Origin of the sequence: Brevibacillus parabrevis (genome assembly GCF_003710905.1) — a bacterium.
Lineage (GTDB): Bacteria > Bacillota > Bacilli > Brevibacillales > Brevibacillaceae > Brevibacillus > Brevibacillus parabrevis.
The window spans coordinates 456,398-481,701 of record NZ_RHHV01000006.1 but is presented as its reverse complement, the minus strand read 5'-3'; the positions used below and the strand labels follow the sequence as shown (position 1 = coordinate 481,701).

The window sequence follows — 25,304 nt, the reverse complement described above, 5'->3', positions numbered from 1 at the left end:
TCCAAGGGGGTACACTCGACGTGCAGCTCATACAATTGAGTGACTGGTTACTAGATATCGCGTTTTTGCTGTACGTAATCTCTTCGATTGTGTTTGTCGTAGCGATGACGGGGAAAAACTGGGCGGGACGCGATCCAAAGCAACATGAACAACGTTACGGCAGGATCGCGTACTGGCTCGCGGTGGTTGGCTTTTTGGCGCAGACGGGCTATGTCGTGGCTCGCTGGGTTGGGGGAGGACACAGCCCGACGAGCAACATGTTTGAGTTCATGGCCTTTTTGGATTACTGTATTATCCTGGCCTATTTGATCATTTACCGGATTTACAAGCTGAACGTAATCGGGGCGTTTGTGCTTCCGCTCGGGGTCATCATGCTGGCGTATTCGTACGTCTTCCCGAAAGAGGTAACCCCGCTGATTCCTTCGCTGCAAAGCTACTGGCTGCACATTCACGTGACGACAGCAGCGCTCGGGGAAGGGATTTTGGCAGTCGGTTTCGCAGCCGGGCTGATGTATTTGATCCGCACTGTGCCGCAGCACGTATCGGCACGCAGCACCAAGTGGCTGGAATTTGTACTCGCGGTTGTTTTGATGCTTGTCGGATTCATTTTGATGGAATCGACCTTTGCGAGAATGGATCACAAGACGATTTTTGAAATGAACAAAGAGCAGATGAACCCGGTCGGGACGATGGAAAAAGTGCGGGTAGAATACACGATGCCTGCGATTGTCGCTCCTGCCGATTCCAAAATCGTGCAAGCCGGACCGATGAATCCGTGGTTTGCTGCACCGAGCTGGATGGAAGGAAAAGACGCTGCCCGCAAACTGAATACGATGCTGTGGTCGGTCATCACGGGTGTGATTTTGTACGGCGGACTGCGCCTGATTTTCCGCAAGCGTCTGGGTGCCTTGATCCAGCCTTCTGTAGAAGGAATCGAGCCGGATTTGCTGGATGAGATCAGCTACCGGGCGATCAGCATCGGCTATCCTGTCTTCACGCTCGGCGCTTTGATTTTCGCCATGATTTGGGCACAGGAAGCATGGGGACGATTCTGGGGCTGGGACCCGAAAGAGGTATGGGCATTGATCGTCTGGCTGTTTTACAGCGCGTACCTCCATCTGCGCCTTTCGCGCGGGTGGATCGGCGCGAAATCGGCCTGGATGTCTGTCATCGGATTCGTTATCATTTTAATTACGCTGGTCGTGGTCAACCTGGTCATTGCCGGTTTGCACTCCTATGCAGGCGTGTAACATACCCCTTCAAAAAGCTGGTGATTTTGCCAGCTTTTTGGACTATATTCAAATGAGTACGATAACATGAGGCCAAGAGGTGTTTTGAATGGAAAAAATGGCACGAATTTTGGTAGTAGACGATGAGGAGCGCATCCGCCGCTTGCTTAAAATGTATCTGGAAAGAGAGAACTTTCTGATTGACGAGGCTGACAACGGCGAGCAAGCAGTAGAAATGGCTGTTGGCAGCGATTACGATATTATTTTGCTCGACTTGATGCTTCCCGGGATGGACGGGATTGAGGTATGCCAGCGCGTGCGCGAGTTCAAGGCGACTCCGATCATCATGCTGACGGCAAAAGGCGAAGAGACAAACCGCGTCCATGGCTTTGAAGCAGGCGTGGATGACTACGTGGTCAAACCGTTCAGCCCGCGAGAGGTCATGTATCGGGTAAAGGCGATTTTACGTCGTTCCTCGGCTACCGCCTACCTCAAGACGGAGACGTTCAACAGCCATTCTGTGCTCGTCTTCCCTGAACTGACGATTGATCACGACGCGCACAAAGTCATTGCGAGCGGACAGGAAGTCAGCCTGACGCCGAAAGAGTACGAGCTGTTGCACTATCTCGCTCTGTCGCCGGACAAAGTGTTCACGCGCGAAGAACTGCTCAAAGACGTGTGGCACTACGAATTTTTCGGTGATTTGCGCACGGTGGATACGCACATCAAGCGTCTGCGCGAAAAATTGAACCGGGTTTCTCCGCAAGCGGCCAACATGATCGCCACTGTCTGGGGAGTCGGCTACAAGCTTGAGGTGCCGAAATAAGTGGACGTTATTTTTCGCAGCGTTGTCGGAAAGCTATGGATGACGATTATTGCTTTGTTTGCACTCGTTTTGACGATATTTAGCCTGTTGCTGGTGCAGTCTTTTGACAGCTTCTACAGCAACCGCCAGACGAAAAATCTGCAAGAGTTGGCGGAAGGGCTGTCGACAGGACTGGCGGCCAGTACCGACAAGCGCGGGGCGCTGGAGATGGCTTCGACGTTTAGTCTCGTTCACCATACCGGAATGCTGGTCTTGAACGACCAAGGCCAGGTGATTGGCAAAAGCGAAGGAACGGGCCTGCCGAACATTCCGGTTGAGCAACTGTTGAAAGACCAGACTTTACACCTGGCTGATGCATTGGCTGGCAAGCATCCCGCTCCGCAACGCATTTATTTGCAGGTGGCCTCGAACAACCCGAACGATCACATGAGCAGCGTGCAAATGCTCGCAGTCGCCGTCCCGCTTGAGGAAAGCCCTGGCAAGCAAGGGGCGGTCGTGATGTACCAGGCCATCGAAGACTTTGATGATACCGTAAACGAAGTGAGATTTTTAATTTTTGTCGTCGGAGTTATCGCCTTCGTTGCTACCACCGTGTTTGCTTTCTTCCTGTCGTCGCGGATTACGATTCCGCTGCGGCAAATGAAAGAGACGGCCCATCGGATCGCGGAAGGCGATTTCCATGCGGAAGTTCCGATTAAAACCGCGGATGAGACAGGTGAGCTGGCCGCATCGTTCAATACGATGGCGAGCAAGCTGAACCAGCTGGTCGATGCCTTGTCCAAAGAAAAGGAACAGTTGGCAAGCGTATTGCGCTCGATGGTGGACGGGGTTGTCATGATCGACGCGAACGGAAAGGTTGCGGTGACGAATCCGCCAGCCGAACGCTTTTTGCGGGACTGGGAATATGAACACCAGGACGAGCCTGTGCCGTTGTTTACGTTTTACCAGCAGGTGGTGCAGACAGGGCAGGAGGTCATCGAGGACATTCCTGTCCAAGGGCGCATTTGGGCGTTGGTGATGGTGCCGCTGAATGACCGGGAACAAATCCGCGGGGCGGTTGCGGTGCTGCGCGATATTACCCAGGAGCGCAAGCTGGACAAAATGCGCAACGACTTTGTCGCCAATGTCTCGCACGAGCTGCGCACACCGCTGTCGATGCTGCAAGGCTACAGCGAAGCGATCGTCGACGATATTGCGACGTCGCCTGAAGAGCACAAAGAGCTGGCGCAGATCATTTACGACGAGTCCGTGCGCATGACGAAGCTGGTCAACGAGCTGCTCAGTCTGGCGCGGATGGAAGCAGGACACGTGGAGCTGTTCCAGGAAGTGTTGGAGCTGCGCCCGTACATGGAGCGAATCCACCGCAAGTTTACCGGATTGGCCCGGGAACGCGGAATTACGCTGTTGCTGGAAGTAACGACGACACACACCGATGTGAATATCGATCCGGATCGGATGGAGCAGGTGCTTACCAACCTGATCGACAACGCGCTCAGACACACGCCAAGCGGCGGCAGTGTCACGATTCGCGCTCGCGGAGACAAGACATTGCTGATCGAGGTCAGCGATACGGGCAGCGGCATCCCGCAAGAGGACTTGCCGTTTGTGTTCGAGCGGTTTTACAAAGCCGACAAGGCGCGTACGCGCGGGCGAGTCGGCGGCACAGGTCTGGGCCTGGCGATTGCGAGAAACATCGTCGAGGCACATGGAGGTACGATTGGCGTGCAAAGCAAATTGGGAGAGGGCACGACATTTACGATTGCCTTGGCGTTGCAGGCGAAAAATAAATAGGAGTGTAGAGAGAAAATGATCAAAACGATCTTGTTTGATGTGGATGGGGTTATGCTCAGCGAAGAACGCTATTTCGATGCTTCCGCTCTCACGGTTTGGGAGCTTTTGTTCAGCCCGCAGTATGCCGGTTTGCAAGGCGAGTCGTTTCATCCGGCGCCAGCGGAAGCGGTTATCCGACGCGTTCGCGAGCAAGTGTTTGTGCAGGATGAAGTGCTGAACTTCATCAAATCTCGTGGCATCAACTCAAACTGGGATATGGTCTTTCTCGCTGTTTCCTACCAGTTGGTCCGATTGATCGAAAGGCTTGTGCCGCATGTGCCGGAAGCGGCAAGTTTGCTTGCTGACGAGCTTGGTCGGCAAGAGCTTGCCCGTCTGCGGCAGTGGGCAAACGACTACACTCCTGATTTTGCAGTCGATTACGCAGCATTTCTCCCTGATTTCGCCAAAAGCTCAGCGCAAAAGGCGGATTTGCTGCTGTATGTGAATCGATTGGCAAAAGAGCGCTGCGGGGTCGAGACGGACAAGTTTTCGGCAAACTGCGCGCTGTGGCAGCTAGTGCAGGAAACGTTTCAAGAATGGTACCTCGGCGATGAGCGCGTAGCGGCTTCCATTGGCCGTGAGACGATGCAGCCAGGCAAGAAAGGTTTTTTGACCGACGAGATTCCCATTGTTCCCCCGACAGAGATGGCGGAGCTGTTCCGCGTGTTGAATGAACGCGGGTACACATTGGGAATTGGCACGGGGCGTCCGACGATTGAGACGCATGTCCCGCTGCGGGCGATGAACCTGCTGGAATGGTTTGATCCGAATCGGGTTGTGACAGCCTCGCATGTTCTCGAAGCAGAAGAGGCACACCCCGACTATGTGCCCTTGTCCAAGCCGCATCCTTTTTCGTACGTAAAAGGCTTGCTCGGTCTGGAGACGCCGCATAGCGATGTGCTTCGTCATCCTCTGCCGATCGAGAATGGAGCGGAAGTATTGGTAGTGGGAGATTCCCTGGCCGATCTGCTTGCGGCGCGCTCCATGGGCTGCCAGTTCGCCGCCACGCTGACGGGATTGTCTGGTCAAAAGGCGCGCAGCAAGTTTGCGGAAGAAAAGGCCGACTACATTTTGGATGACATTCGCGGTCTGCTGACGGTCTTGAACGAAAAGTAAATAAGGATGGCTGAGACGGCTTGGCGTAAGCAAGTTGTAACGTTGCTCTCTCAACAATCGTCCAAAAGGTTCCCATAGAAAAAGACTCCACCGCACTTCATCCCGGTGGAGTCTTTTTGCCATTGCTCAGGAATCAAGCCCAGCGCAACGATGTCAGGCATTGAAAACGGAAGGCGTGGATGAGAAACGCGTTTTTCATATCCTCACGAACGATAGCTTCATAAGTGCCGTCCTCCCGCGAGTAAAACATGACATCGGTATAATCGCGGTTCTCATCGAAAAATTGGCGAACCTGCTTTAGCCGCGCTCGCATTTCTTCCGATTTTACTTCGATGACATAAGTCGTATCCTGCTGCGAGGCACGTTCCTGAATACTGATCATTTTTTCATCAAATGTGTATTGGAGCAAGCATAGCCCTCCTCACCAAATAAAATAGCGCAAGTAGACGTACAAATGCGAGACGACGATCGACATGATCATCAGCGGGAAAGCCACCTTCATGAAGCTGACAAAGCCGATGTGATGGCCTTCCTTGGCTGCCAGCCCTGCGACGATGACGTTGGCGCTGGCTCCGATGAGCGTTCCGTTTCCACCCAGGCAGGCGCCGAGAGCAAGGCTCCACCAAAGCGGCTCCAGATTGGTGATGCCCAAAGCGCCCATTTCTTTGATCATCGGGATCATCGTGGCGACAAACGGGATGTTGTCGACAAAAGCGGAGGCAATGGCGCTCATCCACAAAATCAGCAGGGAGGTCTTCAACGAATCGCCGCCTGTCAGCTGGATCGCCTGACTCGCCAGCTTGGCAATCACGCCTGTTTCCACCAGCCCCGACACGAGGACAAACAAGCCGATGAAAAAGAAGATCGTATTCCACTCCACTTTGCTGATCGCTTCCTCCAAGTAATGCTCTCCGGTGATGAGGAGAAGCAGGAAAGCGCCAGTGAGCGCAATCGTGGCCGATTCGAGATGGAGCGCGCCGTGCAGCATGAAGCCGACAATCGTCAGAGCCATTACCGTCAGCGATTTTTTCAGCAAGACCGAATCCGTGATTTCGTCGCGCTCATTGAGCTGCATGATTCGCGCACTCAACTCAGGCGACGTATGTAGTTGCTTGCGATAAATGAACACGAGACACAAGATCGTCAGCGCCATGATGATGACAATGACCGGGCTTAAATTGACGAGAAACGCCATGAAATCCAGTTCTGGAACCGAACTGCCGATCATGATATTGGGCGGGTCACCAATCAATGTCGCTGTACCACCCGCGTTCGATGCGATAATTTCGCTGATCAAAAACGGGATCGGATTCAGTTCCAGCTGTCTGGCGATGCTGAAAGTAACCGGAACGATCAGCAGCACGGTTGTCACGTTGTCCAAAAAGGCGGAAGCAACAGCCGTGATGATGCTCAAGTACACGAGGATGCGAACGGGCTTGCCTTTTGCCAGCTTGGCGGCGCGAATCGCCACGTATTTGAACACCCCGGTTTTAGCCGTCACCGTCACGAGGATCATCATCCCGATCAACAGGCCCAACGTGTTGAAATCAATGTGATGTATCGCTTGCTCCTGCGAGACGATGCCAAACAGAACCATCAAAATACCGCCGCACATGGCGACGATCGTCCTGTGCAATTTTTCGCTGATAATAAATGCGTAGGTAACTAAAAAGATGCCGATGGCGAACAACGCCTGGTTCGTCATAAGAAACTCCTTTCTTGGTGTAAAATCATCTCGTCCCATTATAGCGCTAACAAAAATAAGGGTAAAGGAAAAGACCCGGCAGATGAATAGCCAGGTCTTTTTGGCGATCAGGAGCAAAAGGGGAGGGCCCCTGTCTACAGTTCGATTTGCGTAACGCTTTTCACTTCAGCCAGCTCGCCCATCGTGTCGAGCAGCTCAGGCGTAAGCGGCTTGTCAACGGAAAGCATCATAATCGCGTCTCCGCCAATGTCGCGGCGGCCCACTTGCATCGTCGCGATGTTCACGCTGTTTTCACCCAAAATGGAACCGACGCGTCCGATTACACCAGGGCGGTCGTTGTGGTGAATGTAGAGCAAGTAGCCTTCTGGAGCCACGTCGATCGCAAAGTCGTCGATTTTGACGATGCGCGCGCCGTATCCGTTGAGGCGCGTACCAGCAACGGTGCGAGTTTCCTGCGTCGTTTTCAGGCTGACGGTCAGCAGGTTGGTAAAGCCTTTGTTTTGCGCCGTTTTTTGCTCCGTAACGGTGATGTCCCGGACTTTTGCCAGAAGCGGTGCATTCACGTAGTTTGCAACCTCGCCCAGGCGGAAGGACAAAACGCCTTTCAAGACGGTGCGGGTCAGCGGCGAAGTATCCACATCGGTCAGCTCGCCGCTGTACTTGATCGCGACCTCGGAGATCGAGCCAACCGTGACTTGTGCGAGGAAATGCCCCAGCTTTTCGCCCAGTTGGAAGTACGGTTGCACCTTTTCCATGACGTGCGCAGGGATGGACGGCAAGTTCACCGCGTTTTTGAACGGCTCGCCGCGCAGCACCTTCAAGATTTCTTCGGACACATCGACCGCCACGTTTTCTTGCGCTTCGACTGTCGATGCTCCCAGGTGAGGAGTGGTAACGACTTGCGGCAAACCTACGAGCGGGTTGTCTACTGGCGGCTCTTCCTCAAACACGTCCAGGGCGGCTCCGGCAACTTTGCCGCTTGTGATCGCTTCGTACAGCGCCTTTTCGTCGATGATCCCGCCGCGTGCGCAGTTGATCAGGCGGACGCCTTCTTTCATTTTGGCAAATTCGCGCGTGCTGATGATGTGGCGGGTTTCTTTTGTCAATGGGGTATGCACCGTGATGAAATCAGCTTGACGGCAAATGTCATCGACAGTGGCGTGGATGACGCCCATTTTTTGCGCGCGTTCCTCGGTCATGAACGGGTCGAAGCCCATGACGCTCATGCCGAATGCTTTGGCGCGCTTGGCAACTTCAGAACCGATCCGGCCCATTCCGACTACGCCGAGCACTTTTTTGTTCAGCTCGACCCCTTGGAAGCTTTTGCGATCCCATGTTCCGTCCACGAGCTTTTTGTGTGCTTGCGGGATGTTGCGGGCGACCGCCATCAGCATGGCAAAGGAATGCTCCGCCGTAGAAATCGTATTGCCGTCCGGGGCATTGATGACCGGAATACCAGCTTGCGTAGCTGCGGCGATATCGATGTTGTCTACGCCGACCCCGGCGCGTCCTACCGCCTTCAAATTTTTTCCGGCCTGGAGAACTTCCGCTGTCACTTGTGTCTGGCTGCGGACGAGCAAAGCATCGTAATCGCCGATGATTTCCAAAAGCTCGGCAGGGGAGAGGCTGGTTTTGCGGACGACTTCCACGTCCTCGGCGTCCAGCAATTGTTGAATACCAAATTCGCTAAGTGGGTCAGTAATCAGAACTTTATACATGTGCGATGAGCACCTCCTGGGCAGCTTTGACACCGGCACCCAGCTCGACTGGGGCACCGATTTGGTGAAGCGACATTTCAATGGCAGAGATCACTTGCAGAACGTCGAGCGGTTCGCAGTAGCCCATGTGTCCGATGCGGAAAATTTTCCCCTTCATGTGCTGTTGTCCGCCAGCGATGGTGATGTTGTACTGCTTCGTCAATACTTTGCGCAGCGCCTCCGCGTCAAAAGCGCCCTGTGGGTCGCAGGAGGTGACGGTGGCAGCGGCATAGGCGTCTTCGGCCATCAGGTTGACGTTCAGTGCGCGCATGGCAGCGCGGGTCATGTCGCGCATCAGCTCGTGGCGCTTGATGATCGCAGGCAGCCCTTCCTCATCGAGTATATCGAGTACCTCGGCCAGACCAAAAATCAGGGAAACGGCCGGAGTGTACGGTGTTGTCTGATCGGCGAGGCTTTTCCGGTACGCTTTCAGGTCGAGGTAGAAAGCGAGCGGCTTGTTTGCCTCAATGACTTTCCAGGCTCGTTCGCTTGCAGCGAGGAAGGCGAGACCTGTCGGCAGCATGAACGCTTTTTGCGAGCCCGTTACGACGATGTCGACGCCCCAGGCATCCATTTCGCAAGCCACTGCGCCCAGGCAGCTGACTGCATCTACGATAAACAGGGCATCGGAATGAGTGCGGATCGTTTTCGCCAGCTCGGCAATCGGATTTTGCACCCCGGTAGAAGTCTCACAGTACGTTGCGAAAACAGCTTTTACTTGCGGCTTTTCTTTGAGAAAAGCTTCGACCAGCTCCGGTGTAACCGCTTCGCCCCACGGTACTTCCAGGCGATGGGCAATCACGCCGTAACGTTCGCATATTTTCGCAAAGCGTTCGCCGAAAGCGCCGCTGATGAGCACGGCAGCTTCATCTCCGGGTTGCAGCGTGTTGACCACGCCTGTCTCCAGCGCGCTGGTTCCGCTGCCTGCGAGGATGTACACGTCTTGGGTCGTGCCGAAATAAGGTTTCAGTCTTTCCGCCGTGCGTGCGAACAGAGCAGAGAATTTGCCGCTGCGGTGCCCAATCATCGGCTGGCTCATCGCCAACTGCACGCGAGGGGGGATGGGGGTAGGGCCTGGAATGCGCAAAATCAATTTGTCAGTGAACATGTCTCTCTCCTCCTAAATAAATCAATAAAAAAACCTCCCGTTCTCACACTGCTCCTATTACAGAACAGTGAGGGACGAGAGGCTTGCTTCGCGGTGCCACCCTCATTCGCTCTTCTTTTCTCAAAAAAGAGCCTTGGCAGGTACATGACCTGTAGAGATAACGGATCTACCGTTCGCGCCTACTTGTGACGACTTCATCGCCTGTTCGACGCAGCAGCTCAGAAGTGCTTATCTGTGGAAGAAACCGCCGATTCGCAGCAATTCATCGGCTCTCTGAGGATTTCTTTGGCACAGCATTTCTTCGTCATCGCTGTTGGTGATGTGGTGTTTCCTAAGATTTGTACTTAAGATATCACGGCAAAATGACAGCGTCAAGCAGAAAAACAAGAAAAAATGAACGATGCCAAGAAAAATAGATTTATCGTTCGTGAATATTAGTTGATTGGAGTGTAGTTAATGGACAAAAACAACCTAAAACCGAACGTTAGGATATTAGTCTCACAAAAAATGGGAAAAACGCGCGAGAATGTTCGGTTTTTCTGCATGATTTTATCTTACCGAAAAATCAAAAAATAAGAAACGGGAAAATGCCGACTGTCCGTTCAGAATGGCGGAGTAGTGGAAAAAAACTGAAAAACCTCTTACATACAAAGTACGTAAGAGGTTTGGTTGCTGGAATACTATTCCACTTTGATAGAATCGGTCGGGCATCCTTCTGCAGCGTCGCGAACGTCGTCTTGAAGGATATCCGGGATTTCAACGCTGTTTGCGTTGTCATCCAACTTGTTGAACGCAAGGCCCTCGTCGTCGTAATCAAAGACGTCAGGAGCCGTGGCGCCACAAGCACCGCAAGCAATACAAGTGTCTTTATCTACCCATGTAGTCATCGTGGTTTCACCTCCCGTTGCGAAGTGGTACGTCCACTATCATAGACCATTGTATGCTCTTGTTCACAAGATTTCAAGATTGAATCAGTCTAAAAATGTACGACTACTTGTAAAGCGGAATTTCAGGGGTACTTAGGACAGAATAAAGCTTGCCATTCAACTTTTTGAAATCACCAGCATGGACAGCATCTGTTGCGTTCAAAACCTTCACTGCCGCGGCCACGTCCTTGATTCCCAGCGTTTGCGACTCAGTAGAGGCCAGGAGCAGATCCAGACGCGCGGTCAAGTCTTCCGGATTGTAGCTGCCCCATTGTTTGTTCGCCGACATAAACAAAGCAGCCAGATAGGTCCGGTAGTGGAACGGATACTGCTTCCACTGTTCCACAGAAACGGTCGCAGGCGCCGCTTTTGGCATCGGCTTTTTCTCGACGTAGGCCGATTCCCAGGCAGCAACCGAATGGTAGACCATTTCCTGGGCCGTCAGCCAGCTGTTTTGGGCAAGCGTCAAGCCGGAAGCGATGACGGCAGGCGTTGAGGCATTACTATTCTGAGCGGATCGGATATTCTCCATACTATCCAAATAAGCCCGTACACTGTTCGTAAATTGCGTGTGGGCTTGTGCCAGCAGTGGGGAGGTCGGGAGCGGCACGGTTTTGTCCAGGTCTTTGATCGTCTGATCGGCTTGTTTCTCCAATTGCTTGAGCGCATCCGTGCGCGCTTTTTGATCGAGGCTGCCCCAGTTCGCCATCGTTTCGAAATGCGCCTGCTTCAGTTCAAGCACGGGAGCGTAAACCGCATAATAAAACCGGATGAAGTCCTGTTCACTGTAAAGCTTTTGTTCGCGCAGCATCTTTTCCTTTTCGGCTTCTTTTTGTTTGGCTTCCATAGCTGCCGCTTGCTCGGCCTCAATGGATGTCTTCATATAATGTGCGCCGAAAAAAAATCCACCAACGGTACATGCAAGTGTTATGATGATCATGTACGCCATCATAAATTCTGACTTTTTCAATCGTTTTGTCATAAAGAAATCCTCCAAATCCAATCCAGTGAAAAGTGTGCAGTCGTTAGGGCCGCAAAAAGAATAAAAGAACAATAGCAAGGAGTACACATGAACAGTCAAAACAGTGTGGCAGAGGAACGAGAGCTTTTATGCGCTGTCGCTCTGAATGCGATGCTTCCTCTGGCGAACGAAAGAACGCTTCAGGCAGCTTACTACATCCTTCGCGGCAGAAAAGCAAACCAGACTCTTCAGGATGTGCATTTGTACAACCTTTATCCGTATTATCGGATGTTTCCGGGTTTTTCAAAAGAGGATTGGGATAAAATTGTTGCAACTTTGTTTCAAAACGACTATTTGCAACCGTGCGAAGGGGAGGGACCAAGTCCCAAACCGACGTTTTTGGTCACGGCGAACGGACGCCAGTTTGCCGAGCATGCTTATGAGAAGTACGGTTTTGCTGTCTGGTTCGCGCCGTTTACCCGCTTTGATTTGGCAGCCCGCATCGAATCGTTCTGGCAGCGGCTGCACTTGCTTGTGCAAACTGTATCGCAATTGCTTGGAAAAGATCTTGGATTCGTGCCGGTCGTGATGGACAAGTCCGTCCAGCAGTGGGTAAAAGAACAGGTCGGGCCAGCGAGGTTGCGGGAAGCATGGGAAGCGGGGCTGTCAGAGGAGCTTTTCCGCCTGTGGGAGCCGTTGCAGCCGCAAGTGCAGGAATTGTTGGTCGCTCAGCTATCTGGCGTCTCGCAAGTGGGGAAGACGCTCGGACAGCTGGCGAAGCAAAAGCAATCGTCCAAAGTGTATCTCACGCTGCTGTTTCGGTACGGGCTGGCTGCCTCCATTTTGCGACTGAGCGAGGAGAAGCAGGCATTTCCCCTGCTTTCACGGCTCGTCGTCCAGGAAAACAAGCTCGATCCACGGCTGAGCGACAGCGCGGCCCGCACGTATGCTTTGGTCCAGCGAGGAATACACAAAGCAGAGATTGCTGCGCAAAGACAAGTGAAAGAGAGCACCGTCGAGGATCATTTGGTGGAGATCGCCTTGCACTGCCCGGAGTGGGACGATGCGGATTACTTGTCTTCGGAAACGCGCGCGGCGATTATGGCCGCCAGCGAGCAGCTGCAAACGAGCAGACTCAGACTCATCAAGGATCGTGTCGGCCCGACTGTCAGTTACTTGCAAATCCGGCTGGCTTTGGCCCGCAGGCAGGAGGAGTCGAATGAATAACGAATGGCAGCAGCAGTTGCAACAGCATTTTGGCTACGGGGAATTTCGACCCGGTCAAGAGTCGATCATAAAGAGGGTGCTGGCGGGAAAAAGCGTGCTTGGCCTGATGGCAACGGGCGGCGGAAAATCGGTGACCTATCAGCTTCCCGCGTTGTTGTTGCCGGGTATCACGGTGGTCGTTTCCCCGTTGATCTCGCTGATGGTCGATCAGGTGCAGCAGCTGCGAACGAAAAGAAAAATTCCGGCTGCCTATCTGAACAGCACACAGGAAGCGGCAGAAGCGCGGGAAGTGCTGCAAAAGATCGCGTCCGGCCAGTGCAAGCTGTTGTATATCTCGCCGGAAAAGCTGCAACAGCCGTATGTCCAGCAAGCGCTCAAACGCGCCACTGTCTCCCTTTTTGCCATCGATGAAGCCCACTGCATCTCTGCGTGGGGCCATGATTTTCGCACGGACTACTTGCGCTTGCCTGATACGGTCAAACAACTGGGGAACCCTCCCGTTTTGGCGGTGACCGCGACAGCTACCACTGCGGTACGTGACGAAATTTGCTCCCTGTTTGGCATTGACCGGGAAAATGTAGTGGTGCAAACGCTCAACCGCGCCAACATTGCCTACGATTTGGCGGAAGTCGGCGGCGAGAGCGAGCGCCGCCAGCTGACTTTTGATCTGATTGACCGGCTTGCGGGGCCGGGGATCGTCTATTGCAGCACGCGCCAGGCGGTAGAGGTGCTCGTGGCAGCTTACCAGCTCGAAGGAAAACGGCACGTAGACGGCTATCACGGCGGCATGAACAGCATGGAGCGAATGCTGATCCAGACGCAGTTTCTGGCGGGAGAGCTGGATGTCATCATCGCCACGAACGCTTTTGGCATGGGCATTGACAAGCCGGACATCCGCTATGTCATTCACTACCAGCTGCCCGCCAGCTTGGAGGCGTATTCGCAGGAAATCGGCAGGATCGGGCGGGATGGCCAGCCTGGCTATGCGATGCTGCTTTACTCCCAGGACGATATCCACCTTCATCAGTACATGCTGGACAAAGAATATCCCACACCCGCGCAGATTCAGCAGTTTTGCCAACTTTACGGTGCGGGAGCGCCTCCCGATCCAAAAGCACTGGCTTCGATTGACATGTCTGAGGAAATGGCAGCGATGCTCACGTTTTATACCGAAAGAGCACTGGTCAAGGCGCAGGTGAGCACGACGACGGAAATGGCGAATCCTGTGCAGGACATTTGGCAGGAGACGGAAAAACGCAAAGCGGTCAAACAGAAAAAGTTGGCTGAGATGAGATCGTACGTACTGACGGATCGTTGTCTGCGCAAGCATTTGAATCAATACTTCGGGGAATCCGACCTCGGCTTTACCCGCTTTTGTTGCTCGCGCTGCGGCTTGCAGCGGGAAAGCTACGAAGGCAGACAGACAGCGCTTTTGCAAAGAGAAGTACAAAACAGTTGGAACTTGCGGCAGGCGTTGGACATGCTTTTGCCGAAAAAATAAGAAGGAGAGATTACGCAAGTGAAAGAAAGTGGGCTAGAGGTGGATGAAGCCACGCTGCGCATGAATCTGTGGCTGACGCAAGGATTGGTCTTGGCAGCAGCGGCGATAAGCAGCTTCTGGGTCCACGGATGGAAAGGCACGCTCGGCCTGTTCAGCTTTCAAGGCTGGCCGGGAATAGGGATTGCGTGCTGTGTAGCAGTAGGCATCGTTGTGCTTAACCTGGTCATGGAGATTTTTTTACCCAAGCGCTGGCAGGACGATGGCAGCTTGAACGAGAAGATTTTTGGAGCCATGTCTCCGGGCATGACCGTCATGATCTGTGTGATCGTCGGATTTGCTGAGGAGTGGCTGTTTCGCGGCGTGATCCAACCGTTTGCCGGAAATGGCTGGACGAGCTTTCTTTTTACGCTCGTGCATGTGCGCTATTTGAAAAAGCCGCTCCTGATCGTAAGCGTATTTGGCACTAGCTGGCTGTTGGGGATGCTGATGGAGCAGCAAATGACAATATGGCCGCCGATTGTCGCCCATATTGTCATTGATGTTTCGCTGGCGTTTTATTTGCAAAGGACACTCAAAAAGGCAAAGGGGGAGGAAGAGTGAATCTGGAAATGAACCAATTGCCGCCTCGACGCTCCCGGCATAATCGGACAAAAACGTCGTCGGTACGGTTTAAAACATGGGTCAAATCAGGACTCTTCGTATTCGGGATTTTGTTTTTCGGATTGATTGGCTTTGAACTGTATAAAGCGAACGTTGCCCGCAGCACAGAAGGAAACACGGAAGCCGTAGAGACACAAGCGGTTAGCGAGAGCGACGAGACGGTGGCGAAGGCGGAAAGCACTCCAACTACATCAGAGAGCGAACCGACTTCGGTTGTTCTTCCGGCTACGCCTGCCGAGACATCAGCAGCAGCCGAGCAAAAAGGGACAGAGGAAGCGACCAGCAAGCCTGCTCCTGCCCCTGTGGAGCCAACTTCGGGCGTTTCTGCCACCCCTGCTCCGGTCACTCCGATCGCGAGCAGCACTCCGGCAACCACTCCCAAAAAGGAAAACAAGCCCGTTCAGACGCAAGCCAAGCCACCAGCGGCGCCCGCGACGGCAACTCCTGTGCAGAAGCCGGCAGAGACGGCGCAAAAACCGCGAGTCGTCAAGCATGTCGTGCAAAAAGGCGAGACGCTGTTCATGTTGTCTCGCAAGTACTTCGGCAACAATTCCAACGTTTCGCGCATCGCTAGATATAACGGCTTTCATACGCAGGCACAGCTTGTAGAAGGAAAAGTCGTGCTTGTCCCGCTCGCTCCGTAATGGTTTCGGAGCGCAGCGGTTATGCTAATGGCAAACCGTTGGAGCAGTGGGGGACTTGCGATGTACGATACCATCATTGTAGGCGGCGGAATTGCAGGACTCCAGACGGCAATTCAGCTCGCCAGAAGCTTGCGGCGCGTGGTCGTGATCGATGCGCCGGGAGGACGATCAGCAGTCGCCAAAGCCTACCGGAACATCCTCGGATTTTCCGAAGGGGTCAGTGGCGATTTTTTTCGTCAGGAAGGGCAAAAGCACGCGGCCCGGTTTGGTGCCGAGTTCATCGTGGATGAGGTTACGGACCTTTCAGTTGCTGCGAATGGAGAGTTTTTCGTGACAGTCAAGGGTCAGGCCAATAAACTGCAGGCGAAAACGCTGGTCATGGCAACGGGAATGGCCGATCCTTTCCCGGCAATTGCCGAGTTGGGCGACTGTCTTGGGCTATCGGTATTCATTTGCCCGGATTGTGACGGGTATGAATGTGTCGAGCAAACAACAGCGGTTATCGGCGATGGCAAGCACGCTGTCCAGATGGCCGAGGAGCTGTCGTATTACACGCGCAGTCTGCTCGTGATCAACCATGGGGGCAGCGCGGTCAGCGACCAGGAGCATGCCATCCTCAACCGTCTGAAGATCGACTACCATGAAGCGCGGGTCGAGCAGTTGGTGCAAGCCGATGGCCTTCTGCAAACCGTGCAGCTTGCTTCCGGCGAAAAGCTGGCTGTGTCACGGGCGTTTTTGGCCTTTCCTGGTGCGACGGCCAAGACCGGACTGTTGCAAGCCTTTTCTGTACATATTGATGAAAAAGGCCACGTAAGAACGAACCCGCGCACAAAGGAGACGGATCATCCCAACGTTTGGGCAGTCGGGGACATCGCTTGCCACTCCCAGCAGGTTGCAATCGCCATGGGAGACGGCGCGCAGGCTGCTATCTGGATTCACAAGCGGCTGCTCGAACAGGAAAACAAGGCGTGAAGCGGACGCAGAAAGACAAACGGCAAAGCGAAGGGGCAACAGGAGAGCGAAAAAGGATTGCGCGAGAACAAACGCCCAAGCATGCGGCGTTTTTTTTCTGTTCGGACTAGGCGCGCCCGGAACCCGAACGAGCGGGATTCAATATATATGGGGGGAAGATAAAAATCGGGAGGCTTCGAAAAATCATGCTGGTCATGGGGAGGAGCTTGTTTGTCGGACTTCTGGCATGGCTATTGGGAAGTGCTGCCCAGCAGGTTTTTCCTGCGAAACATTTGCATGCAGAGCGAATCGGGGATTGGGTGTCGATGTTTCTGTTTTCGCCTGTGGAGATCATTCTGTCTGCGTTCCTGTTCATCGGAGCTACTGCCTTGCTGTTCGGTCTGTTGCATTTTCACATCAGTCAGTACCTGTACGGCCGCATGCTGCAAACGGGCTGGCTCCATGGACCGTTATGCTTCTTCTCCTTTTTTGTCCTGCTGATCCAATTTGTCAAAATGCCCGTTCCCACCTTCCTGGCGGCCACAGTCGCGCTCATGATTGGATGGCGATAACGCGAGCAGCTTTTCCTGGGAAAGCGCAGGAAATGACAGGCTGCTACAAAGTTTGCTTTTCAAACGTCCGAATCGACACGTGTGTGCGAAAGTGCACGAAGAGCCGCGTAGAGTGTCAGGTGGCTATGTTCCCGCTACTAAATGTGATATGATAGGACTACCCCGGATTTTCCCAAATGCGAAAAAAATGGTTGAATGCAGCGCAGGCATTCGTCGGAAAATGCGGAGAACTCTTACAGGCTCAGCATCATATTTTGTAGTACGACTGGATGGCGAGGAGGGACAGTCATGCGTGTTGAACGCCTTGGTCAAGACAAAATACGAATCTTTTTAACGTTTGACGACCTAACAGAGCGCGGGATAGAAAAAGAAGACATGTGGCGTGACATTCCTAAAGTTCATGAACTGTTCAACGACATGATGGAGCAGGCTTATCACGAGTTAGGGTTTGAAGTGTCAGGGCCTGTTGCAGTTGAAGTGTTCGCCTTGCCAGCTCAGGGTATGGTCGTGATCGTTACTCGCGGCAAAACAGGCTCAAAGGACGGAAAAGAAGAAGAATTCGAGGACGAGGAAGTATATGAATTAGAAGTCACCCTAGAGGAAAGCGATCTAATCATTTACGCCTTCCGTGACTTTGAGCATATGGTTGAAGCTGCCCACCGTATCAATGCTTTGCTGACCAATGGAGGGGCGGCCTACTTCTACCAGGGGAAATATCATCTGGTGTTAGAAGAGGTGGAATTGGATCAGGAGCGATACCACAAATTGATTGCGATTCTCTCTGAGTACGGGGAAGCGACGCCGACAACGATTTATGTCCTGGAGGAATATGGCAAGGTTGTCGTTGCCGACGATGCTGTCAAGGAAATATGCAGACATTTCACGTGAGACGCAAGGAAATGGTGAAGTGCCTGGGAGAATAAACAGCACCTAGTGGCTACTAGGTGCTTTTGCTGTCTCGATTATTTTCAGACGCCCATGCCCTCGAACAAGTCGGCTTCTTTTTTGTCAGCGGAAACGGAATAGCTAGGCAGATTGTGCCAGGCCAAAATGTAGTGGTTGCTTGGCGGAACCGCGTCAAATCCGCCGGAAGGAACACCCGGGAAGACGCGCTCTACCGAGAGGTGCTGCGTTTTGTGCGCACGCAGGGCGGCTGCCACTTGCGGTTTGTACTCGGGAGCGTTGATGATGGTAGTAATGTTCTCGATCGGATCGGAAAACGGCGGCTCGATCGCTCCGAACGGTCCATTGGAAGGGCGTGTCGCGTAGTAGAGCTTGCGCACGCTCGTCTCAGCACCCAACGTCTGGACAGCCTTGGTTGTGGCTTGGGAAATCGCCTGATGGTCCGGGTGTCCCGAGATGCCATGCGGGGCAAACGTAACGAGGACAGCAGGCTGCAATACCTCGATCGCTTGATGAATGCGCTTGACCAGCTCGTCGACGGGCACTGTATTCAACAGCTTATCCTGATAATCCCACAGCTTCACGCTCGCAAGTCCGAGAAGGGAAGCAGCCTCTCGCAATTCCTGCTCGCGGTATGCGGGCAATTGTTCGATGGAGCAAAGCGGGGGATCGCCTGGCTTGCCAGCTTGGCCTCTCGTGGCGCAAAGCAAGTGGCACTCTGCCTTGTTTTCCTGGGTGTATTTGGAAATCGTGATGCCGGACGCGAAGGTTTCGTCGTCTGGATGAGCGTAAACGAACAAAATGTTATTTTTTTTCATAAAAACGCCTCCATGAATAAACTTCCAGAATTACTGTTTCCATTATGACATAAATCGATGGGTTCGGTAATGAAAGTGTGCACTTTGGGAACACTACAACGACCAAGCAGTGTGCGTTTTTAGGGACAGGAAGCCGCGTCCGGGCCATTCGTTTGCTGATACAAGCGGCTGGTAAATAGTTGTATTTATATGCAGGCAAACAGAAGAAAACGTTTTCGAAATGGAAAAAAAACTTTTTTTCGCTTCTCATACCTGATACAAGCGTGTATACTAAAGGCTGCATTGACCGATAACATTTTTGAGGTGGTAAGTAATGGGTAATCAAGACGTGGTAACCGAAAGCACCGAAGGGAAAGAAAAGCAAGAAACATTGAACTTGCTGCACTCGACTCAAACGGTGATCAAGGAAGCACTGGATAAACTAGGTTACCAAGAATCGATGTTTGAACTCTTGAAGGAGCCGCTACGCGTTTTGACCGTACGCATTCCGGTTCGCATGGATAACGGCGAAGTAAAGGTGTTTACGGGCTATCGTGCTCAGCACAACGATGCAGTTGGTCCGACCAAGGGGGGCATTCGTTTCCACCCGGAAGTTACTGAGGATGAAGTTAAAGCACTTTCTATCTGGATGAGCCTCAAAGCCGGTATCGTCGACCTGCCATATGGCGGTGGTAAAGGCGGTATCATTTGCGACCCGCGTGAAATGTCCTTCCGTGAACTGGAAAGACTGAGCCGCGGTTACGTTCGCGCAATCAGCCAACTTGTGGGTCCAACGAAAGACATTCCGGCTCCGGACGTCTTCACGAACTCGCAAATCATGGCATGGATGATGGACGAATATAGCCGTATCCGTGAATTTGACTCGCCTGGTTTCATTACCGGTAAACCGATTGCACTTGGTGGTTCGCATGGACGTGAAACAGCAACAGCCAAAGGGGTTACCATTTGCATTCGCGAAGCAGCAAAACGCCGCAACATCGATGTAAAAGGTGCACGCGTTGTCGTTCAAGGTTTTGGTAACGCTGGTAGCTACCTGGCGAAATTCATGCACGATGCAGGAGCAAAAGTAGTAGGTATCTCCGATGCTTACGGCGCTCTGCATGATCCAAACGGTTTGGATATCGACTATTTGCTCGATCGTCGCGATTCCTTCGGTACCGTAACGAAGTTGTTCAACAACACCATCACGAACAAAGAGCTGCTTGAACTGGATTGCGACATTCTCGTACCAGCGGCTATCGAAAACCAAATCACTGCTGCAAACGCTCACAACATCAAGGCGCAAATCGTCGTAGAAGCGGCTAACGGCCCGACTACACTCGAAGCAACCAAGATTTTGACTGAGCGCGGCATTCTGCTTGTACCAGACGTACTGGCAAGTGCTGGTGGTGTAACCGTTTCTTACTTCGAGTGGGTACAGAACAACCAAGGTTACTACTGGAGCGAAGAAGAAGTAGAAGAGAAATTGGAAAAAGTAATGGTTCGCTCGTTTGAAAGTGTTTATTCCCTGTCGCAAACGCGCCGTGTGGACATGCGCCTTTCCGCTTACATGGTCGGTGCACGCAAAATGGCAGAAGCTTCTCGCTTCCGCGGCTGGGTTTAATCAAACAAACGACCCTCCATATATTGAGAAGAAACAGGCTTCGCCTCATGTGGGCGAAGCCTTTGTTTTTTGGTTGAACAAAAGCGGAAAAGCAATGAAAACCCCCTCCTTGTCGAAGCAAAGAGGGGGTTTGTTCATTTCATTTTTATTGATCAAACAACTTTTGCAGTTCCTGGAAGTCGCGCGTCGTCTGCAAGGTGACGATCAGCTTGAGGCGAGCTTTTTGACCATTCAGACCGTTAGAGAAAATAATGCCCATTTCTTTCAGCTTGCGGCCGCCGCCTTCGTAGTCGTAAATGTCCTGAACTTGTCCATTGTAGCAGCGGGACACGAGAACGATCGGGATTCCGCGATCCAGCAGTTGCTGCAGCGTCGGGATGATCGCTGGCGGCAGATTGCCGAGACCGAATGCTTCGATGACCAATCCGTCAATCGGTTGCTCCAGCAAAAATTGCAGCCAAGCTGGCTCCATGCCGGCAACGGCCTTGATCAGCGGCACATTCGCATCGGCGTGGGTGATGTTGTAATGCTCGCGATCCAATGGAGCGTGATGATACTGCACGCTTTTTTTCGCGATTGTTCCGATCGGGCCGTATTGCGGCGATTGGAATGTGGCGACGTTGCTCGTATGGGTTTTCGTCACATGGCAAGCGGCGTGGATTTCATCGTTGAACACGACAATCACGCCTTTGTTCAGACTGGCTGGATCAGCGGCAGCGCGAACGGAGGAAATCAGATTGACCGGACCGTCAGCGCCAAGCTCGTTGCTGCTGCGCATAGCCCCGGTAACAACGATCGGAACATTGACGGAAAGCGTCAGGTCAAGGAAATACGCTGTCTCTTCCAATGTATCGGTTCCGTGCGTGATGACGACCCCATCATACTGCTCCTGGCGAAATTCTTCTTCGATTTGCAGACGCAAGTCGTTCATGATCTTGGGAGTCATGTGCGGGCTTGGCAAATTCAGTACGTTTTTCATGGTGACGTCCGCGTAACGCTCTAAAAAAGGAAGGATTTTGTTTACAGCTTGGTCATCCAGCGGTTTGACGCCTTCTGTGTCATCTACGGACATGGCGATCGTGCCACCAGTATTGACTACCAATATTTTTTTTGTCATGATCTCTCTCCTGTAGCGGGTTTTCATCAACCATTATTCATGGTACGATGAATAACAGCCTTGTGTAAAGGAGCAATAAAAGATGATCGCAATGATCGGCGCGGCAATTGCCCCCGGTATCGCCATCATGAGTTATTTTTACCTGCGTGACAGTCTCGAACCGGAACCGATTTCCATGGTTATCCGGTCGTTTATCTTTGGGATGCTGCTGGTGATTCCGATTATGGTACTCCAGTACATCATGCAGAATGAATGGAACTGGCGGAGCGGAATTGTCGCGGAAATCATCCAGTCCGCTGTAGTAGAAGAGTTTTTCAAATGGATGGTCATCTTTTTCACAGTCTACAAGCATGTGGAATTTGATGAGCCTTACGATGGAATTGTGTATGCAGTCGCCGTGTCGCTCGGTTTTGCCACTTTGGAAAACTTGTTTTATTTGATCATCAACGGGATGAATATTGCCTTCTGGCGCGCCTTTTTGCCTGTCTCCAGCCACGCGCTTTTCGCTGTATGGATGGGCTATTATTTGGGGCGGGCCAAGTTCTCGCAAAACAGCAAGCAGGAAAAAACGTTTCTCTGGCTGTCCATCGTCCTGCCGATTGGACTTCACGCTTTGTACAACGCCATTTTTCTTTCGATCCAAAACTGGCTGGTAGTCATCGTGCCATTCATGCTGATCCTTTGGTGGCAAGGCTTGAAAAAGGTGCAGCGCGCTCATGAATACGGTTCTAAAAATCTTTCTTCGCGTCCACAATAGACGATAAGGAGGAGACGAGACGTGCTGAAATCCGAACGAGCAAAAGTGACCATTCAATGCAATGTATGTGGAGAAAAATTTACCCTCCGCGGTCGCAGGGAACCAGGCGGGCAAGTGGAAACGGGATTCAAGCAATGCTTGTGCGACAACGACCAGCATTTTCGCATTGACGAATCGTAAAAAACAAATAGCAAGCCAGACAAAAAGACCGATGCCAAGCGTATCGGTCTTTTTGTGCTGGAAGCCTCTGGATTGGCGATTCCTCTCGCATTTTCATGCATAATCCATTCTTCCTCCACTAACACTATGCAAAGATTTCAATTCATGCCAAGGAGGACTTATGCCGTGCAAAAAATCTGGATCGCAGGTGTGCTGATCTTGTTCGTGGTGGCAGGCTTTTGCGGGTACGAGATTTTCTCCAATGAAAACAGCGCGGTGGCCGCACGCGGGACACAGATGGCAGCACCGGCAAAGCAAAGCCAGACAAAGTCCAAAGCGAGCTTTCATCCTTCGCGGATATCGGAGAACGACCTCAAGCTGATGGCGAATGCCGTGTACGGAGAGGCCAGAGGAGAACCGTTTGAAGGCCAGGTGGCGATTGCTGCCGTCATTTTAAACCGCGTCAAAAGCCCGTCCTTTCCCGATACGCCATCGGCTGTCATTTTTGAGCCGCGAGCATTCACGGCAGTGGCGGACGGGCAAATCTGGCTGGCCCCGAACGAGAGTGCGCGCAAGGCTGTCAAAAATGCATTGAACGGGTGGGACCCATCGGGAGGCTGCACCTACTACTTCAACCCGGTAACAGCGACGTCCAAATGGATTTGGAGCAGGCCGCAAGTCAAAAAAATCGGGAAGCATATTTTTTGCAGGTAAAGGCTTTTCAATCAGAATAGAAGGAGTGGCAAGGGATGGTATATGGAGCAACGGCGCGCGTCTTGTTACCCATAGCCTTGGTTGCCTTGGTGGGCGCGGGGATGTGGGGGTACCAGGAGCACAACGAAAAAAACTCGGTTTTGATCAAAGCGGAAAACTCGTATCAGCGGGCTTTTCACGACTTGACTTACCATATCGACAAATTGCATGACGAACTGGGCAAGTCATTGGTCGTCAATTCCCGCCGGCAAATGACGCCGACCTTGACCAACGTTTGGCGACTTGCCTACGCAGCCCAATCGGATGTGGGCCAGCTTCCGCTTACGTTGATGCCTTTCAGCAACACAGAGGAGATGCTTTCGCGTGTAGCCGATTTCTCTTACCGGGTTGCTGTGCGCGATCTGGACAAGGAGCCGCTTAGCGACAAGGAGTACGGCACCTTGAAAAGCTTGCATAAACAAGCCCAGGACATTCAGGACCAGTTGCGCAACGTCCAGGCCAATGTCATCGACAAGCAACTGCGCTGGATGGACGTAGAGACGGCGCTCGCGTCAGACGACAAGAAGTCGGACAACACAATTGTAGACGGATTCCAGACGATCGAGAAAAAAGTGCAGGAGTTTCCGGATTTGGACTGGGGAGTGGGCATCCAGAGCCTGGACAAGAAAAAACAGCAACGAATCCAGGGAATTGACGGCAAGCCCGCCACCGCTGAGGATGCGAAGAAAAGCGCACTGGAATTTTTGCGCATCAACGCGTCTGACGCCAAGGTGGAAGTCGACGAGAACGGAAAAGGACAAACGTACACAGCTTACAGTGTCCGCGTCATTCCGAACGGACAGAAAGCGGCGATCAACCTCGATGTGACCAAACGCGGCGGCAAAGTCGTCTGGATGATGAACGAGCGTGAGATCGGGGAAGAAAAACTCGATATGAAGCAAGCGCAAGAGAGAGGCGAAGAGTTTTTGCGCAAGCATGGCTTCGGGGATATGGTTGTTTCCGAGATCGACAGCTATGACCGCAATGCGCTGTTCACGTTTGTGCCCGTCCAGGATGGCGTGCGCATCTATCCGGATTCCGTGACGATTGAGATCGCGCTGGACAACGGAGAAGTGACCGCATTCAACTCTACGGAATACTTGTTCAATCACAAACAACGCCTGCTGTCCAAGCCGCGTCTGTCCAAAGAAGAGGCGCGCAAAAAAGTAAATCCGAGCGTGAAAGTCACCAGCGAGCGGCTGGCTTTGATCGAAGGGAAAAATGACGGCAAAGAAGTTTTGACCTGGGAGCTGACGGGCAGCTTTGAAGGAAATTCATACATGGTGTACATCAACGCCATGAACGGCGACGAGGAAGAAGTCGTGAAAATGGAGACTGGCACAGACCGGGAGAATCAGCAATAAGCGCGGAAAAATGCAAGGGGAAAGCTGAATTTGACGGCTTTCCCTATTTGCTGATTCGAAAGAAAAGAGTATATAATGAGGGGGTGAGAGGGAAAAGGAGGAACATTTGCTATATGATGCTTCCACGAGTAGGACAAACCATACGACTTCACTTCACGGGTTCCTCTGAAGAAGAAACAGAGTTGGATGCTTTCAAAAGCCGCGTCACCGACTTGACAGAAGAGGTAGCTTCTATCGAATTGCCGACCAGTGAAAACACGGGAAGAACCGGGGTATTTCGGCCCGGCACAAGCTGCCTGGTCTGGTACGTAGGAGAGGACGGCTCTCGCTATGAGTTCCATACCTCCATCGTCGGCAGAGAAAGCGCGCATATCCCGGTGCTGTTGTTGCAATTGCCGAATAAAGAGGAGATTGTGCGCACACAACGGCGCAATTACTTGCGTATCGAAACGACGCTGGACATCGCTGTAAAGCATCAGGACCCGATGCGGCGCTATCATTTTTTGGCGCGAACGATCGACATCAGCGGTGGCGGTCTGTCTTTCAGCTGCGACGAGTCCTATCGTTTGCGGGAAAAGGATTTGCTCCAGGTCTGGATATCGCTGCCTAGCCGAACTGGCCAGGTGCAGCATGCATTTGCCGAACTGGAGGTCGTCAGACAAAAGGCGCCGGAAGAGAAGGGCTTGCATCAGTGGATATCAGGGAAGTTTACGAATATCAGTGAACAGGATCGGGTAAAAGTGGTTAGGGCGTGTTACGAAAGACAGCTAGAGCTTCGCAAAAAAGGCGTCGAGGATTGACGCTTTGCCAAAAGGAA

24 protein-coding genes and 1 pseudogene are annotated in these 25,304 nt (G+C 52.6%); 17 read left to right on the top strand and 8 right to left on the bottom strand.

Annotation, left to right across the window (positions count from 1 at the left end; genetic code table 11):
- The first annotated feature begins 20 nt into the window (after positions 1–20).
- The 4 genes from ccsA (at position 21) to EDM60_RS08745 (ending at position 5,001) form a co-directional block, all read left to right on the top strand.
- Positions 21–1,250 (top strand): cytochrome c biogenesis protein CcsA, encoded by a 1,230-nt coding sequence (gene ccsA / locus EDM60_RS08760; RefSeq protein ID WP_122963618.1) that lies wholly within the window; start codon positions 21–23, stop codon positions 1,248–1,250.
- 88 nt (positions 1,251–1,338) lie between these two features.
- Positions 1,339–2,055 (top strand): response regulator transcription factor, encoded by a 717-nt coding sequence (locus tag EDM60_RS08755; RefSeq protein WP_012686105.1) that lies wholly within the window; start codon positions 1,339–1,341, stop codon positions 2,053–2,055.
- The gene (locus EDM60_RS08750) at positions 2,056–3,846 is read left to right on the top strand and encodes an ATP-binding protein (RefSeq protein WP_122963617.1); all 1,791 of its coding nucleotides are present in this window, start codon (positions 2,056–2,058) and stop codon (positions 3,844–3,846) included.
- 15 nt (positions 3,847–3,861) lie between these two features.
- Positions 3,862–5,001 carry an HAD family hydrolase gene (locus EDM60_RS08745; protein ID WP_122963616.1) on the top strand — a complete coding sequence of 380 codons (1,140 nt, stop codon included), beginning with the start codon at positions 3,862–3,864 and terminating at the stop codon, positions 4,999–5,001.
- A 133-nt stretch (positions 5,002–5,134) separates the two neighbouring features.
- Here the strand turns inward: EDM60_RS08745 and EDM60_RS08740 are convergent, their stop codons facing one another.
- The 6 genes from EDM60_RS08740 to EDM60_RS08715 form a co-directional block, all read right to left on the bottom strand.
- On the bottom strand, positions 5,135–5,410 hold the full coding sequence (locus tag EDM60_RS08740) for a hypothetical protein (RefSeq protein ID WP_122963615.1): 276 nt from the start codon (positions 5,408–5,410) through the stop codon (positions 5,135–5,137).
- 12 nt (positions 5,411–5,422) lie between these two features.
- Entirely contained in the window at positions 5,423–6,706 is a 1,284-nt protein-coding gene (locus tag EDM60_RS08735; protein ID WP_122963614.1) for an ArsB/NhaD family transporter, read from the bottom strand.
- 134 nt (positions 6,707–6,840) lie between these two features.
- Positions 6,841–8,424, bottom strand: a complete 1,584-nt coding sequence (gene serA, locus EDM60_RS08730; protein WP_122963613.1) for a phosphoglycerate dehydrogenase — start codon at positions 8,422–8,424, stop codon at positions 6,841–6,843.
- Positions 8,417–9,571, bottom strand: coding sequence for a pyridoxal-phosphate-dependent aminotransferase family protein (locus EDM60_RS08725; RefSeq protein ID WP_122963612.1), 1,155 nt, complete (start codon positions 9,569–9,571; stop codon positions 8,417–8,419). The genes serA and EDM60_RS08725 overlap by 8 nt, the downstream gene beginning before the upstream one ends.
- A 680-nt stretch (positions 9,572–10,251) precedes the next feature.
- Complete coding sequence (locus tag EDM60_RS08720) at positions 10,252–10,458, bottom strand: ferredoxin (RefSeq protein ID WP_031305339.1); 207 nt, start codon at positions 10,456–10,458, stop codon at positions 10,252–10,254.
- Positions 10,459–10,561: 103 nt separating this feature from the next.
- A complete protein-coding gene (locus tag EDM60_RS08715; protein ID WP_122963611.1) occupies positions 10,562–11,479 on the bottom strand; it encodes a hypothetical protein in 918 nt (305 codons plus the stop codon).
- 87 nt (positions 11,480–11,566) lie between these two features.
- Between EDM60_RS08715 and EDM60_RS08710 the strand changes: the two genes are divergently transcribed.
- From EDM60_RS08710 to EDM60_RS08680, 7 genes are all read left to right on the top strand, one after another.
- The gene (locus tag EDM60_RS08710) at positions 11,567–12,685 is read left to right on the top strand and encodes a YpbB family protein (RefSeq protein WP_122963610.1); all 1,119 of its coding nucleotides are present in this window, start codon (positions 11,567–11,569) and stop codon (positions 12,683–12,685) included.
- On the top strand, positions 12,678–14,186 hold the full coding sequence (locus EDM60_RS08705; RefSeq protein WP_122963609.1) for a RecQ family ATP-dependent DNA helicase: 1,509 nt from the start codon (positions 12,678–12,680) through the stop codon (positions 14,184–14,186). The genes EDM60_RS08710 and EDM60_RS08705 overlap by 8 nt, the downstream gene beginning before the upstream one ends.
- 18 nt (positions 14,187–14,204) lie before the next feature.
- Complete coding sequence (locus EDM60_RS08700; RefSeq protein WP_122963608.1) at positions 14,205–14,786, top strand: CPBP family intramembrane glutamic endopeptidase; 582 nt, start codon at positions 14,205–14,207, stop codon at positions 14,784–14,786.
- On the top strand, positions 14,783–15,490 hold the full coding sequence (locus EDM60_RS08695; RefSeq protein ID WP_122963607.1) for a LysM peptidoglycan-binding domain-containing protein: 708 nt from the start codon (positions 14,783–14,785) through the stop codon (positions 15,488–15,490). Before EDM60_RS08700 ends, EDM60_RS08695 begins: the two co-directional genes overlap by 4 nt.
- A gap of 60 nt (positions 15,491–15,550) precedes the next feature.
- Positions 15,551–16,462, top strand: a complete 912-nt coding sequence (locus EDM60_RS08690) for an NAD(P)/FAD-dependent oxidoreductase (RefSeq protein WP_122963606.1) — start codon at positions 15,551–15,553, stop codon at positions 16,460–16,462.
- Between the two features lie 185 nt (positions 16,463–16,647).
- Entirely contained in the window at positions 16,648–17,013 is a 366-nt protein-coding gene (locus EDM60_RS08685) for a hypothetical protein (protein ID WP_122963605.1), read from the top strand.
- A gap of 288 nt (positions 17,014–17,301) precedes the next feature.
- Positions 17,302–17,901 carry a genetic competence negative regulator gene (locus EDM60_RS08680; protein WP_122963604.1) on the top strand — a complete coding sequence of 200 codons (600 nt, stop codon included), beginning with the start codon at positions 17,302–17,304 and terminating at the stop codon, positions 17,899–17,901.
- 80 nt (positions 17,902–17,981) lie between these two features.
- On the opposite strand, the gene EDM60_RS08675 is transcribed toward EDM60_RS08680, so the two are convergent.
- Positions 17,982–18,734, bottom strand: a complete 753-nt coding sequence (locus EDM60_RS08675; protein WP_122963603.1) for a PIG-L deacetylase family protein — start codon at positions 18,732–18,734, stop codon at positions 17,982–17,984.
- 313 nt (positions 18,735–19,047) lie between these two features.
- On the opposite strand from EDM60_RS08675, the gene EDM60_RS08670 reads away from it, so the two are divergent.
- The gene (locus EDM60_RS08670; RefSeq protein ID WP_063226919.1) at positions 19,048–20,337 is read left to right on the top strand and encodes a Glu/Leu/Phe/Val family dehydrogenase; all 1,290 of its coding nucleotides are present in this window, start codon (positions 19,048–19,050) and stop codon (positions 20,335–20,337) included.
- A gap of 145 nt (positions 20,338–20,482) precedes the next feature.
- Here the strand turns inward: EDM60_RS08670 and EDM60_RS08665 are convergent, their stop codons facing one another.
- Entirely contained in the window at positions 20,483–21,454 is a 972-nt protein-coding gene (locus EDM60_RS08665; RefSeq protein ID WP_122963602.1) for an asparaginase, read from the bottom strand.
- A gap of 82 nt (positions 21,455–21,536) precedes the next feature.
- Between EDM60_RS08665 and prsW the strand changes: the two genes are divergently transcribed.
- From prsW to EDM60_RS08645, 5 genes and pseudogenes are all read left to right on the top strand, one after another.
- A complete protein-coding gene (gene prsW / locus EDM60_RS08660) occupies positions 21,537–22,211 on the top strand; it encodes a glutamic-type intramembrane protease PrsW (protein WP_063226921.1) in 675 nt (224 codons plus the stop codon).
- Positions 22,212–22,232: 21 nt separating this feature from the next.
- Positions 22,233–22,391 carry a hypothetical protein gene (locus EDM60_RS28490; protein ID WP_005831362.1) on the top strand — a complete coding sequence of 53 codons (159 nt, stop codon included), beginning with the start codon at positions 22,233–22,235 and terminating at the stop codon, positions 22,389–22,391.
- Between the two features lie 95 nt (positions 22,392–22,486).
- Positions 22,487–23,084: pseudogene (locus tag EDM60_RS08655) on the top strand (cell wall hydrolase).
- Between the two features lie 35 nt (positions 23,085–23,119).
- Positions 23,120–24,487, top strand: coding sequence for a germination protein YpeB (ypeB, locus tag EDM60_RS08650; RefSeq protein WP_122963600.1), 1,368 nt, complete (start codon positions 23,120–23,122; stop codon positions 24,485–24,487).
- 113 nt (positions 24,488–24,600) lie between these two features.
- Complete coding sequence (locus tag EDM60_RS08645; protein WP_122963599.1) at positions 24,601–25,287, top strand: flagellar brake protein; 687 nt, start codon at positions 24,601–24,603, stop codon at positions 25,285–25,287.
- Positions 25,288–25,304: the final 17 nt, after the last annotated feature.